Source organism: Aeromonas sp. ANP5 (genome assembly GCF_963870295.1).
GTDB classification, from domain to species: Bacteria; Pseudomonadota; Gammaproteobacteria; order Enterobacterales; family Aeromonadaceae; genus Aeromonas; species Aeromonas veronii.
On the sequence record NZ_CAWMRY010000027.1, the window covers coordinates 24,238 to 38,098 of the forward strand.

General features: G+C 62.9%; 12 protein-coding genes. 6 read left to right on the forward strand and 6 right to left on the reverse strand.

Annotation, left to right across the window (positions count from 1 at the left end; all coding sequences use genetic code 11):
- Positions 1-29 precede the first annotated feature (29 nt).
- On the reverse strand, positions 30-2,132 hold the full coding sequence (locus AACT07_RS15235) for a sensor histidine kinase (RefSeq protein ID WP_083249987.1): 2,103 nt from the start codon (positions 2,130-2,132) through the stop codon (positions 30-32).
- Between the two features lie 25 nt (positions 2,133-2,157).
- On the reverse strand, positions 2,158-3,513 hold the full coding sequence (locus AACT07_RS15240) for a sigma-54-dependent transcriptional regulator (RefSeq protein WP_069528650.1): 1,356 nt from the start codon (positions 3,511-3,513) through the stop codon (positions 2,158-2,160).
- 255 nt (positions 3,514-3,768) lie between these two features.
- Between AACT07_RS15240 and AACT07_RS15245 the strand changes: the two genes are divergently transcribed.
- From AACT07_RS15245 to AACT07_RS15270, 6 genes are all read left to right on the forward strand, one after another.
- Positions 3,769-4,611, forward strand: a complete 843-nt coding sequence (locus tag AACT07_RS15245; RefSeq protein ID WP_069528652.1) for a substrate-binding domain-containing protein — start codon at positions 3,769-3,771, stop codon at positions 4,609-4,611.
- 64 nt (positions 4,612-4,675) lie between these two features.
- Positions 4,676-5,377 carry an ABC transporter permease gene (locus tag AACT07_RS15250; protein ID WP_069528653.1) on the forward strand — a complete coding sequence of 234 codons (702 nt, stop codon included), beginning with the start codon at positions 4,676-4,678 and terminating at the stop codon, positions 5,375-5,377.
- Between the two features lie 35 nt (positions 5,378-5,412).
- Positions 5,413-6,108, forward strand: a complete 696-nt coding sequence (locus tag AACT07_RS15255) for an energy-coupling factor ABC transporter ATP-binding protein (RefSeq protein WP_005362120.1) — start codon at positions 5,413-5,415, stop codon at positions 6,106-6,108.
- A complete protein-coding gene (mobA, locus tag AACT07_RS15260) occupies positions 6,080-6,724 on the forward strand; it encodes a molybdenum cofactor guanylyltransferase MobA (RefSeq protein ID WP_069528654.1) in 645 nt (214 codons plus the stop codon). Before AACT07_RS15255 ends, mobA begins: the two co-directional genes overlap by 29 nt.
- Entirely contained in the window at positions 6,721-8,484 is a 1,764-nt protein-coding gene (locus tag AACT07_RS15265; protein ID WP_069528655.1) for a bifunctional molybdopterin-guanine dinucleotide biosynthesis adaptor protein MobB/molybdopterin molybdotransferase MoeA, read from the forward strand. The genes mobA and AACT07_RS15265 overlap by 4 nt, the downstream gene beginning before the upstream one ends.
- Before the next feature lie 62 nt (positions 8,485-8,546).
- On the forward strand, positions 8,547-9,605 hold the full coding sequence (locus AACT07_RS15270; protein ID WP_069528656.1) for an FUSC family protein: 1,059 nt from the start codon (positions 8,547-8,549) through the stop codon (positions 9,603-9,605).
- A 76-nt stretch (positions 9,606-9,681) separates the two neighbouring features.
- On the opposite strand, the gene AACT07_RS15275 is transcribed toward AACT07_RS15270, so the two are convergent.
- From AACT07_RS15275 to AACT07_RS15290, 4 genes are all read right to left on the reverse strand, one after another.
- Positions 9,682-11,055 (reverse strand): HD-GYP domain-containing protein, encoded by a 1,374-nt coding sequence (locus tag AACT07_RS15275; protein WP_069528657.1) that lies wholly within the window; start codon positions 11,053-11,055, stop codon positions 9,682-9,684.
- Between the two features lie 87 nt (positions 11,056-11,142).
- The gene (locus AACT07_RS15280) at positions 11,143-11,697 is read right to left on the reverse strand and encodes a DUF3332 domain-containing protein (RefSeq protein ID WP_005334841.1); all 555 of its coding nucleotides are present in this window, start codon (positions 11,695-11,697) and stop codon (positions 11,143-11,145) included.
- A 161-nt stretch (positions 11,698-11,858) separates the two neighbouring features.
- Positions 11,859-13,154, reverse strand: coding sequence for a methyl-accepting chemotaxis protein (locus tag AACT07_RS15285; protein WP_069528661.1), 1,296 nt, complete (start codon positions 13,152-13,154; stop codon positions 11,859-11,861).
- Between the two features lie 179 nt (positions 13,155-13,333).
- The gene (locus AACT07_RS15290) at positions 13,334-13,816 is read right to left on the reverse strand and encodes a GNAT family N-acetyltransferase (RefSeq protein WP_069528665.1); all 483 of its coding nucleotides are present in this window, start codon (positions 13,814-13,816) and stop codon (positions 13,334-13,336) included.
- Between the last annotated feature and the right edge of the window lie 45 nt (positions 13,817-13,861).

Consider the following 13,861-nt stretch of genomic DNA (forward strand, 5'->3'; position numbering starts at 1 on the left):
TTTTTATAACGGGCCTTTTTATAACAGCATCAATCGCTTGTCTCACGCCCCTCGGCATTGAGCGCAATGCGCCACCCTTCCAGTTTCGCGGGCTCGCTGCCGCTGGGCAGCAAGGCGTGGCTGCGCAACCGCACGGTAAAGCAGCTCCCCTGCCCCGGGGTGGAGTCCACCAACAGCTCCCCACCCCAGCGGCTGATGATGCGGTGGCTCAGGGCCAGCCCCAGACCGGTGCCGGTGGCGCGGGTGGTGAAGAAGGGGTCGAAGATCTTGTCGATAATGGCCGCCTCGATGCCGCTGCCGTTATCGATCACCCGCACCTCGGCCCCGCGCAACTGACCCAGTTCATCGACCCAGTCGCGGCTCTCGACCCGGATCTCCCCCTGCTCTCCCAGCGCGTGGCTGGCGTTGACCAGGAGGTTTATCAGCACCTGTAGCAGCTGCTGACGATCCGCCTCGATGGGCTGCTGGGCCCTGAGATCGGCCACCAGCTCCACCTGCTGCTGGCGCAGGGCGGAGCGCACCAGGGTCAGGCTCTCCTCGATGATGGGGTTGAGGTGCTGCCACACAGGCGCCGTCTCGTAATCGCCAGGGCGGGAATATTGCAGCAGGCTGCGGGTGATGGCACGAATGCGCTCGATCTGGGCCAGCACCAGCGCCAGCTCCTCACTCACCGGCTCGGCCGCCTCCCCCAGCTCCAGCTTCATCAGCTCCACATTGCCGAGGATCACCGCTAGCGGGTTGTTGATCTCGTGGGCCACACCGGCCGAGAGCTCGCCAAGGGCCGCCAGCTTCTCGCTGATGAGCAACTGCTGGCGCGCCTCGGTCAGCATATGGATATGATCTTCCAGCTCCGCAGTCTTGAGCTCGAGACTTTGGGTGCGCTCGGCCACCTTCTGCTCCAGCTCATCGGCGCTGCGGGCCATCTGCTGCTGATGCGCTTCTTGCCTGTCCAGCATGGCGTCAAACTGGCGACCGAGCTGGGCCAGCTCGTGGTCGGGATCGAGCGCCAGCGGGCCGATGCGAGCCGACTCCCCGGCCTGCACCTGCCGCACCACCTTGTGCATCCGCTCGATGGGGGAGAAGAGATCCCGCGCGCCGCGATAGACCAGCAGGCCGGAGAGCAGCAACAGCAGCACCACGCCCGAGCCCAGCTCCACCAGATTGGTGAGGTAGGTGCGGATAATGGGCCACTCGAGAAAGCCCACATAGAGCATGCCGATCCGCTCGCCCCTGGCGCCCAAAAGCGGCTCGTAGCCCGAGACATACCAGGCGTCGTGGACGAAGGCGCGGTCAACCCACATCTCCCCTCGCCCCAGTACTTGCTCGCGCACCGGCGGCGAGACCCGGGTGCCCACCGCCCGACCCACCTGACGGCTGCTGCTGACCGGCACGTTGGTGCTCACCCGCAGATCGTCGAGAAACAGGGTAACGGTGCCGACGCTGCCATCCGGCAGGGTGTTTTTGGCAAACACCTGCCCCTTGAGCTCATCCACCAGCCGGGTGCTGCCGTTGACAAGCTCGCCCCCCTCCAGCACGGCCCAAAGGGAGCCGTCGCGGCCCATCACAGGGGTCAGTGACAGACTGATCAGCCCCCTGTCCTCCACCACCCTGGTGCCATCCCGCTGCCACAGCACGGCCCGCTTGGCCAGTTGCGGGGAGAGAGCGAGCATCTCCTGCTGCGACCAGACCACGAAGTGACTGACGCTGCGCCCGGCCGTGAGGGCGGCGCGCTCCTGCGCCGTCAGCTGATCCAGCTCGGGGCCACGGCGCAAGCGCAGAAAATCGAGACCATAGTTGGCCGCCAGCGGCATCACCCAGTCATGCAGCTGATCCGGCGATTCCCGCAGCCGAAGCTGAAAAGCCCAGGCATCGCGCAGATGCTCCAGATGCTCGGTCTGGCGCTGCTGCTGCACCGTGATGGCGTGGTGGGCCACCCCGAGATCGCTGCGCACCGTGGTGAGCAGGTTCTGCCAGCTGTAGGTGAGGGTCCAGTAGAGGGTGAGCGCAATCATGCCCACCAGGGTGAGCATGATGGGTACCGAGGTAAGCAGCAGCAGGCGCCAGCGCACTTTGGTGCGCACGCAACGGGGCAACAGGGCGCGCATGCAGCGGGAGAGCAGGGTCAGTTTCATCGCCACCCCATCCAGTCAGCCTTCCTCATTCGATGGCCCACTCCTTGAATTTGCGATCCAGCGTCTTGCGGGCCACCCCGAGCACCCGGGAGGCGGCCGACTTGTTGCCATCATGGCTGGCCACCACTTGCAGGATGTGAGCTTTTTCCACCTCCGCCAGCGGCCACACCAGCGGATAACCCTCCTCGCTCGCCCCCGGTTCGGCGGGCTTGCTGCTCTGCCAGTAATCCGCCGGGGGCTTGCCCAGCAGCAGGCAGCGCTCGATGAGGTTGCGCAGCTCCCGCACGTTGCCGGGCCAGGGATAGGCCTGCATCGCCACCACATCCTCGTGGGTCCAGCTCAAGGAGCCCATACCCATCTCGGCGGTGAGCTGGCGGGTAAAGTGGTGTACCAGCGCGGGGATATCGTCGATCCGCTCCCGCAAGGGGGCAACCGGCAGCGCCACCACGTTGAGGCGATAGAAGAGATCTTCGCGAAAACGGCCCGCCTCCACCTCGACCTTGAGGTTGCGGTTGGTGGCGGCGACGATGCGCACATCCACCGCCAATTCGCGCTCGGCACCCACCGGGCGGATGGCCTTCTGCTCCAGCGCGCGCAGCAGGGAGGCCTGCATGGCGAGCGGCATCTCGCCGATCTCGTCCAAAAAGAGCGTGCCCTGATGGGCGACCCGGAACAGGCCGTCGCGCCCCTTGCGGGCGCCGGTAAAGGCCCCCTGCACATGGCCGAACAGCTCGCTTTCCAAAAGCTCCGGCGCGATGGAGGCGCAGTTGAGGGGCACAAAGGCCCCCATCCGGCCAGAGAGTTGATGCAGGGCGCGGGCCACCAGCTCCTTGCCGGTGCCGGACTCCCCCTCCACCAGCACGGCGGCGTTGGAGGGGGCCACTCTGGCGATGAGCGTCTTGAGCTCGCGGGTCTTGGCACTGTCGCCAATCAGGGTGGGCGGGAACAGCTTGCTCACCTCCCGGCGCAGCAGCAGGTTCTCCCGCTCCATCTGGCGGCGCTCGATGACTCTGTCCACCGCCTGCACCATCTGATCGAGGTTGAAGGGCTTGAGGATAAAGTCGCTGGCGCCGAGGCGCAGCGCCTTGAGGGCGGTCTCCATATCGCCAAAACCGGTCATGAAGATGATGTCGCTGCGGCGGGTGGCCGGGTCGATGGCTTCGTGCCACTCGATGCCGGAGCGCCCCGGCAGCCGGATGTCGGCGATGATAAGGTCGAAATGAAGGCGGCAGCGCAGGGCTTCCGCCTCCTCCACGCTGGCGGCAGTCTCAATCTGGGCAAAACGCTTGGCCAGCGCCTTGGCCAGAAAGCTGCGCATGCCGGGCTCATCGTCAACGATAAGCAGGGAGAGGGCAGACCAGCGGCTGGGAGGGAGTGTCATGGAAAAAAGTACCTCGGATGCACGTACGGTCGGTGAATGTCCCGATAACCGGAACCTTAGTGGGACATTTTGTCCTTACCGTATCAAAAGCACCAACACCAATTATTAAAAGCGATAACAAGCTCACCTAATTGATTCTAATAAGCTTATGTTTTTAAACGGCAAACCGTGAATGCAGAGGCAAAGGAACAGTTTGGCACCCTGTTTGCTTACTCTTGCCCTCTCCTCATCCACCCTGAAAAAAGTTGCATCACGATGACGATAAAAACCAACCTCAAACGTTTTGCCCTCTCCCTCGCCGCCAGCCTGCTGATCGCCGGTGCTGCCCACGCCGAAGCGGATACTAATGCCACAAAAGCGCCGATCCGCCTCGCCACCACCACCAGCACCGAACAGTCCGGTCTGCTGGGCTGGCTGCTGCCCCAGTTCACCAAGGAGACCGGTTATCCGGTGCAGGTGATGGCGGCCGGTACAGGCCAGAGCCTGAAGATGGGCGAAAACGGCGACGCGGATCTGGTGATGACCCACGCCCCCTCTGCCGAGAAGAAGTTCGTCGACGCGGGCTTTGGCATCGAGCCGGTGCACCTGATGTACAACGACTTCGTCATCGTCGGCCCGGCGAAAGACCCGGCGGGTCTGGCTAAATTGCACGACGCGGCCAAGGGGCTGCAAGCCATCAAGGAGCAGGGCCAGACCTTTATCTCCCGCGGTGACGAGTCCGGTACCCACATCAAGGAGAAGACCCTGTGGCAGGCGGCTGACGTCAAACCCGAGTTTGCCGGTTACAAGTCCATCGGCCAGGGGATGGGCCCGACCCTGACCATGGCCTCAGAGCTCGGTGCCTACACCCTGACGGACCGCGGCACCTGGCTCGCCTACCAGAGCAAGCTGGATCTCGCCGTACTGCTGGAGGGTGACAAGCGCCTGTTCAACCCCTATCAGGTGATCCTGGTCAACCCCAAGCGCTACCCGGATCTCAACACCGAAGGGGCACGCACCCTGAAGAACTGGCTGATCTCCGAGCATGGCCAGAAGCTGATTGGCGACTTCAAGGTGGCCGGTCAGGCGCTGTTTGTAGCGGATGCCAACGGGAAATAATGGCAACCCTGACCCCTGCGATGACCTTGATGGCCCTCCCCCGGTTCGCTGAGGGAGGCGCCTGATGCCAACGCTGCTCGACACGACATTAGCAGCCCTCGCCCTGCTGTTCAGTGGTGACACCGAACTGTGGCAGGTGGTGGGGGTCTCCTTCTCCGTCTCCTGCATCGCCCTGCTGTTGGTGCTGCTGCCCGCCTTGCTGCTGGGCTTTGCCCTGGCCTATCTGCCGCTGCCCGGCCGCTGGCTCTGGCTCTCCTGCATCAACACCCTGCAATCGGTGCCGACCGTGGTGATTGGCCTCTTGCTCTATATGCTGCTGTCGCGGACCGGCCCTTTTGGCGACTGGAAGCTGCTCTTTACCCAGCAGGCGATGGTGGTGGGGCAGATGCTGATCGCCTTCCCGGTGATCGCCACCATGGGTCACGCGGCGTTTGTCCAGAGCGACCGGCGTGCCTGGGAGACCGCCCTGACCCTGGGGGTCTCCTGGCCCAAGGCGCTGATCGGCCTGATGCACGAGTGCCGCTTTGGCCTGCTGGCCGCCATCATCGGCGCCTTCAGCCGTATCGTCACCGAGGTGGGCTGCTCCATGATGGTGGGGGGCAATATCCTGCACTTCACCCGCAATATCCCCACCGCCATCGCGCTGGAGACCCAGAAAGGGGCCTTCACCCAGGGGGTGGCACTCGGCATAGTGCTGCTCACCCTCGCCCTCTTGCTCAACCTGCTGCTGACGGCCTGTCGCGGCCACAGCTATCTGAAGAACTGACCATGCCCCCCACTGTGTACCAACAGGAGTAACCCATGGCCCTGACCGCCCACCAGCTGACGATGCGCTTTGGCGAGCGTCAGCTGTTCGAGATTGACCGGCTCGCCATCGCACCGGGGGATGCCATCTGGCTGCATGGAGCCAACGGGGTGGGCAAGACCACTCTGCTCAAAATTCTGGCGGGGCTGCTGGCACCCACCCGCGGCCACACCAATCTGCCGGGGCGCTGGCAGCAGCGGCTAAACCGGCTGCTCAAACGGGATCTGGGGCCGGGTAGGGTTACCTATCTGCACCAGACCCCCTATCTGTTCGATCGCACGGTGCACGACAACGTGGCCTGGGCGCTCGATAAACAACTCGGCAGCGAGATCCGGGTATTCGAGGCGCTGCGCCGGGTCGAGCTGGAGGGGCTGGCGCGAGAGCACATCAGCATTTTGTCCGGTGGCGAACGGCAACGGCTGGCAATGGCCCGCGCCTGGGCGCTGCAACCGGCCTTTCTGCTGATGGATGAGCCCACCGCCAATCTCGACACACATTCGGTTGCCCTGATGGCCGCATTGGCGCAAGATCTGCGGGAACATGGCAGCGGCCTGGTCGTCATCAGCCACCAGAGCAACGCCCTGACCGACCTGTGCGAGCGGCAATGGACCCTCGCCCGTGGCCAGCTGCAAGAGACGACCCCTTTAAAAATCATCGAGCGACATGACTTCAAAAAGCGACAGCCACTCTGATCCCGTTGCCGTATCAGCAGTGATCCTGGCAGGAGGCCGCGCCACCCGGATGGGGGGCGAAGACAAGGGATGGGTAGCACTGGCGGGACGCCCTCTTATCGACCATGTTTTGGCGCGCCTGCGCCCCCAGGTGGATGAAGTGCTGATCAACGCCAACCGCAGTCAGCCCCGCTATCAGGCGCTGGCCCCGGTCATCAGCGATGACAACAACGACTATCTCGGTCCGCTGGCGGGCATGCAGGCAGGTCTTGCCGCCGCCCGTCACGACTGGGTGCTGTTCGTTCCCTGCGATGGCCCCGCCCTGCCGCTGGATCTGATGAGCCGCTTTCGCGCCGCCCTGACCCCGGATACCGAGCTGGTAGTGGCCCACGACGGCGACTGGCTGCAACCCGTGGTCGCCCTGCTGCACAAATCCCTGCTCCCCTCCCTCACCGCTGCGCTGGCAGAGGGAGAGCGCAAAATCGATATCTGGTTTGCCCGCCACCATATGGCGGTGGTGAGCTTTGCCGATCAGCCGGATGCCTTTATCAATCTCAACAGCCCTGCCGAGCTGGCCGCCTACGAGGCCCGTCTGCTCGCCACGACTATCGACCCCCAACAAGGAGTCACCTCATGACCCCGGCCCCCACTCTTCCCCTGCTCGGCTTCGCCGCCTGGAGCGGCACCGGCAAGACCACCTTGCTGGAGCAGTTGATCCCCCTGCTGGTGGATCGCGGCCTGCGCATCGGGGTGCTCAAGCACGCCCACCACGACTTTGATATCGACCAGCCGGGCAAGGACAGCTACCGCCTGCGCAAGGCGGGTGCCCAGCAGATGATGGTTGCCTCCCGCCGTCGTCATGCCCGTATCATTGAAACGGAACTGGCCGAAGCCGATTTTCGCCAGCTGCTGGCCAGCTTCGATCAGACAGAGCTCGATCTGCTCTTGGTCGAGGGGTTCAAGCACGAACACTTCCCGAAAATCGAGCTGCACCGCGCCGAGATTGGCAAGCCGCTGCTCTTCCCCGAAGACAGCGACATCATCGCGCTGGCCAGCGATCAGCCCCAACAGAGTGGCGAACAACAGCAGACAAGCCTGCCCCGCCTCGATATTAACGATCTGGCGGCCATTGCCGACTTCGTCTGCCGCTGGCTTGACGGCTGCCAGTGCAAGGAGCCGGAGGCGGGCAAGGGCTTTCTCTCGGTAGAGGCGGCCCGCAACGCCATTCTGGCGGCCCTCACCCCGAGCACGGCCTGCAGCGACAAACCGCTGGCCCAGTGCCACGGCGCCGTGCTGGCCGCCGATCTGATAAGCCCCATCAATGTGCCCCCCCACGCCAACTCGGCGATGGATGGTATTGGCCTTCGCAGCGACGATCTCGCCACCGGTCGCTGGCAGCTGGTGGGGGAAGTGCTGGCGGGCCAGCAGCGCCACGAGCCTGTGCTGGCCGGTCAGGCGGTGCAGATCATGACCGGCGCCCCGCTGCCCCCCGGTGTCGATACCGTGGTGATGCGGGAAGAGACGCTGATTGAAGGTGAGTGGGCCACGGTCACCGCCCCAATCCGGGCAGGGCAGAATGTGCGCCTCGCCGGGGAAGATCTCGCCAAAGGTGCGGTCGCCATCCCGGCCGGTACCTGGCTTGGCGCCCCCCAGCTGGGGCTGGCGGCATCACTCGGTCAGGCCTGTCTCACGGTGCGCACCCCGCTGAAAGTGGCGCTGTTCAGTACCGGCGACGAGGTGCAGGCACCGGGTGAGCAGCTCGCCCCCGGCCATATCTTCGACAGCAACCGCTTCACCCTGATGGCCCTTATCCGCGCCGCCGGTTGCGAGGTGATGGACCTTGGCATCATTCCCGATGACAAAACCATTCTGCGCCAGCAGCTGGAGCAGGCCGCCGCCAGCGCCGATCTGGTGCTGAGCTCCGGCGGGGTCTCGGTAGGCAACGCCGACTTTATCAAGCTGGTGCTGGCGGAGCTCGGCCAGATCGATTTCTGGCGCATCCAGATGCGGCCGGGCCGCCCGCTCGCCTTTGGCAAGCTGGGGCAGACCCCCTTCTTCGGCCTGCCGGGTAATCCGGTCGCGGCGATGATCTGCGTGCTGCAGTTTGTCGAGCCTGCCATCGCCCGCTTGCAAGGCAAGCGGTGGCAGCCGCTGCGTCTGTCGGCACTGGCGGACGAGAAGATGAAGAGCCGCCCGGGGCGCACCGAGTTTCTGCGCGGCATCTTTCATCAGGACCGTAACGGCCAGCTGCGGGTGCGTACCACAGGGCCACAGGGCTCGGGCATTCTCAGCTCCATGGCCGAGGCCAACTGCCTGATCGAAATCGTACCGGATCAACCCGGGATCGCCGTTGGCGAGCGGGTCTGGATCCACCCCCTGCAGGGACGACTGGCCTAAATCCCGACGGGGCGTCGGCCGGATGCACGGCGCCCCGTCACCCACCAGACAGGAGGCAGACCGTGCGTCTTGATGCCCCCCTCTCCCGACTCGATCTGCTGGTCTATGGCCGCTACCGGATCGTCCATGGCCTGCGCATTGCGCTCGCCTTTATGCTCACCTTTCTGCTGACCCGCGAGCTGAAACTGCCGGAGAGCACCTGGCCGCTGATAACCTTGGTGGTGGTGATGGGCCCCATCTCGTTTTGGGGCAATGTGCTCTCCCGCGCCCTGCAGCGGGTGGTGGGCACCATCTTCGGCGCCAGTTGCGGGGTAGTGGCGCTCTATCTCGAGATCTACTCCCTGCCACTTACCCTGATCTGGTGCGGGTGCATCATGTTCCTATGCGGCTATCTGGCCCTCGGCAAGCGCCCCTATGTGGGGCTGCTGATCGGCATCACCCTGGGAGTCACCATGGGGGCCATGCCGGGGGATATAGAGACGGCACTGTGGCGCAGTGCCGACGTGATACTGGGCTCCCTGCTGGCGCTGCTCTTTTGCAGCATCTATCCCCAGCGGGCCTACAGCCACTGGCGCCTGCAGTTGCACCAGATCTTGCAGCAGTCGGGGCGGCTCTATCACACCCACCTCTCCCCCAATGTGCTGGAGCGCCCGCGCCTCAAGCACAATCTCTCCCAACTGTTGGCACAGACCGGCAAACTGCGGGCCCTGCTGGCCCCTGCGGCCAAGGAGACGCGCCACAGCGTCGCCCTGTTTGATGCGGTGCAGGTCACCATGCGCAACACCCTCTGCACTCTGGAGATGCTGGCCAACACCTACTGGAACGATCGGGAGAGCCACTTTCTGATGCAGAGTACCCGCGAACTGCACGCCTGCCATCTGGCCACCGAAGAGGCGATCAACCAGCTTGCCCTGATGATGCAAACCGGTGACGGGCGTGGCGCGGATGCCGCCATCGCCCGCCTGCACGAGGTGGCGACCCAGGTATCGCTCCCCCCCAATACCGAGGCGGCCATCAATGGCTACCTCTGGCTCAACGTCCAGCTGACCGAACAGCTCACCCACCTGCGCCGCCTGCTGGGGCTGATCCTCACCCCGCCCCATCGCAAGCTGCCCGACTAGGCCCAATGCAAAACGCCCCGCAGTGGCGGGGCGTTTGCTATCTGACTGGCCGCTTGGGCCATGAAGGCTGCAAATATTAACTGGCATTGGCCAGCGGCTGCTCGATGGTGAGGTAGAGGGAGAAATCCTGAATACCCGCCTGCAGGGCGGCAAAACAGTCAGGGTCTATTGCGGTGCCCAGATTCTCCGCCATCATCTCCAGCGCCTGCGGCACAGGGATGGCGCCGCGATAGGGGCGCTTGGCGGTGATGGCATCGAAGATGTCGGCTGTGGTGATGATGCGCGTCTCAAGGGTAATCTCGTCCCCTTTCAGCCCCTTGGGGTAGCCCTTGCCATCGAGCCGCTCATGGTGGGCGCCCGCCACTTGTGCCAGCTCCTCGAAGGCGCCGATACGGCTCAGGATCTCCTCGGTATAGGCGGCATGCATCTGCACAGCCGCCCACTCCTGCGCATCGAGTTTGCCCGGCTTGTCGAGAATGGCGTTGCTCACCCCGAGCTTGCCCACATCATGGAGCAAGGCGCCCCGCTTGAGCCAGCGTCGACGCGACTCGGACAACCCCATCTGGGTGGCAAGAATGTCGGTATAGAGCGCAACCCTGCCGCTGTGACCAGCGGTGTAGGGACTTTTGGAATCCACCACCTGCCCGAAGGCCGCCGCGATTTCGTCCAGATAATCTTCATCCAGCGCTACCTCCCCTTGCCCGGCCGGGTGGACCAGCACCCACTCGGTCAGTCGGGGATCGGCCAGTCCTTGCCAGAACTCTTCGTCGGCCAGCGCTTCAAATTCCCGAACCAGCGCCGGATCAAACCAGCTGCCGCTGCGCTCGCGCAACTCCTTGAGCGCCGCATCCGGACCTGCGGCCGCGTGAAACACATCCACTACCTGACAGAGCAGGGCAATGCGCGAGAAGAGCGGGATCGCCTCGCCAGCCAGTTGCAGGGGCCGACCTTTGCCATTCCAGTGTTCATCAAGGGAGAGAATGCCATCAGCCACCTCGTCACTGAAACGGAGCTGGCGAGCAATATCCGCCCCCCGATGACAACGGGTCTGGATCAGTTCGTTGGCAATCTGGTCGCCGTTGCGAAAGATATGAAACAGGCTGCGAAAACGTCCCAGCAGATCCGCCTGCAAGCCGGTGTGGCCCAGCACAAAGTTGACTATCTCGGAGAGGGAGCCATCCACCAGTTTGAAATCGCGTTTGAAGTGAAGATCGTCGGTGAGATAGAGCTCGCAGATGCGGGCCGCATTGCTGCTGCACCCAAGATCCTTAAGCAGGAGCGTGTAGTAGAGATCATGGCGCAGCCGGGCGTCCAGTCCCAGCCGCTCCCCCAGACGGGAACCTATCCAGCAGCAGCGAATGCAGTGTCCTCTTGGTTGCCCCTCGGTCATATCGAGCGCATGACTGAGGGAACCAATCAACTCCGCCAATCGCAATCCATTCACCGTCATAGTCTACTCCCTTAGACATCATGGCGATTTTGCCAGCAGATTAGGTATACCCCATCTGAAGCTGGATCGATCTGGATTCAGTTGAATTTAGGCAGCAGCCTTGCCCTGATTAGCCCGCTCTTCCAGCTCCGCACGGCTCAGGGTAGAGACAAAGCGGCCATCGAAGTAGATATCCATCAACTCGCCACGCTTCTCGCCACGCATCATGCTGCGGCGACCATCCAGATAGTGCACCTCCATCTGGGCGGTATGCTCGTCCGGGTAGCTGATCTCCACCTCGCGCACCCCTTGTGGCAGCATGGCCAGCGGCACCTTCTTGAGGGCCGGATCCAGATGCTGGTTCACCTTGATCACCGGATTGGCTTTCATGTCCACCACAGCCGGAGATTTGCCGGTGATGGGGTTCTTGCCAGACCAGAACTCGATGGTATTGAACACAAACAGGTCAGCGGTCGCGGCCAGACCGTAGACAGGGGAGAGCAGCATAAAGACCCCGGCACGAGCGTAGCGGTTATCCACCACGCTCAGGTTGCCCTTGGTGACCATGCCGGAAAGCCCCATCTGCCCCATACAGCCGCCCAGACCCATGCTCGCGACCATAACCAGCAGGGCCATTGCCCGCCCCTTCTGTTGTAATGCCATCGTGTTCTGTTCCTGCTCTGAAATAAATGAGGCGGCAAGCCTAATCAAGGGGCCAGAAGAGGACAATTCACAATGGCGGGACGATACAGGAGGGGTTCAGATTGGGGCACTGACTGCTCAAATATGAGTCAATGCCCCGGCATGACAGGAAGTCAGGGGGTTCAGATGGCCAGATCAGAGACGGTGCTGGAGACGTTGTTAGCCTCCCGGCGGATGTCGCTCATCACCTCATTCACCTCGCCCACCTGCTGCTTGCCCAGCTCGGCGCTGCTGGCGACGTCAGACATCTCGGAGGTGACCTTGGCGGTCAGCTCCCGGTTGTTCTGTACCACCTTGGCGATCTCGTCGGTAGAGAGGGAAGTACGGGCCGCCAGCTGGCGAACCTCGTCGGCCACCACCGCAAACCCACGACCCTGATCCCCGGCCCGGGCTGCTTCGATGGCCGCGTTGAGGGCCAGCAGATTGGTCTGGTCGGCGATGCTGCTGATGGTGGAGACGATCGCCTCGATACTGCGCGACTGCTCGTTGAGCTGATTGATAAGGCCGATGCTGTGAGTCAACTGGCTGGCAATCAGGCTGGAGGTATCGACCACCGAGGAGAGCAGACCCGCGCCACGCTCGGCGCAGTTCAGGGTCTCCCGGGCCGCATCGTGGGCCAACATGGCCGCTTCCCGCACCGCATCGCTCTTGTTGATCCGCTCGGTGATGTCGCTAGCGAACTTGATCACCTTCACCACCTTGCGATGCTCATCAAGGATCGGGTTGTAGGTCGCCTCCAGCCACACCTTGCTACCGTGACTGTTCTGACGACAGAAGAGACCGGACTTGAACTGACCACGGCCCAGCTCATCCCAGAAGTGGGGCTGGTCTCGATAGAACTGATCGTCGCAGAAGATGCGGTGATGCTTGCCCTGCACCTGAGCCAGGGTATAGCCCATGGTATGGAGGAAATTGCCGTTGGCAGCAATCACCTCCCCACCGGGGGTGAACTCGATGACCGCCAGCGACCGATCCAGCGCCGTCACCACCGCCTGCTGGCTGAGCAGTTGCAGGTGGTGCTCGGTAATATCGGCCGCAATCTTGATCACCTTGGTCACCACGCCCCGCAACTTGACCGGAAAATAGGTTGCTTCCAGCCAGATCACCTCGCCCCGTTTGTTGAAGCGCTGGAACACCCCGGTGCGGGAACGCCCCTGCTTCAGGTCCGCCCAAAACTGCTGATAGTCGCTGCTCTGGGCATAGAGCTTGTCGCAAAAGATACGGTGATGCTGGCCGATAACCTCGGGCGCACTGAAGCCCACCACGTTGAGAAAGAGATCATTGGCGGCCAGCACAGTGCCATCCGGCGTAAAGGTGATGGTCGCCACGCTGCCGTGCACTGCGTCAAAAAATCCCTGCTGTTCCAGAAGTTGATCCTGGCACTGCTGCAACTCGGCTTTCAGTTTGCTATTGAACATCGAAACGTATCCTCCAGACTGGCACCCACCATGGCCAAACCACGCAGTGGATCAATAAGATAATGGTGGCGTGCTCCATCAGCATAGTTGGCGGCTTTGCCGCGATCCCATCTGACGCCATATTTATTGCTGTAAATCAAATTCACCGACCAAACGCCACTCATGCAGAGCTGCAACCCTTATTCCACCGCCGGTTGCCACTCCAGATAGGCCGGATTGGCGACAAAGCCGATCCGCTCATAGAGAGGGCGCCCCTGCTCGCTGGCATGGAGCCACACCTTTCCCAGCTGACGCGATCTGGCGAAGGCAGTAATGGCATCGAGCAGCGCCGTGGCGATCCCCTGCTGGCGCCATTGTGGCCGCGTATACATGTTGAGCAGATACCCCTCCATCCCCGCCAGATTGCCGGGATAGGGTGGCCGTTCAAACAATGCCAGCGTCCCTGCCGCCACGATCTGTTTGCCGCCCTCCTGCGTATCGGCCTCAGCCAGCCATGATAAAGCGCTCTCTTCACTCATCGCCCGGGTAAAGTAGTCAAAGGTAGCCTGCCACAAGGCCGGGTCTGCCTGCGGCGTCACCAGCTCACCGACCTCACAAAACAGCTCCATGCGCAGCGCCACCAGTGCGGGTATATCTGCGGCCCTTGCCTGACGAATGATCATTGGCTGCTCCTTTTCTCTCATGGGAAATTTCACCGGCCGTCATTA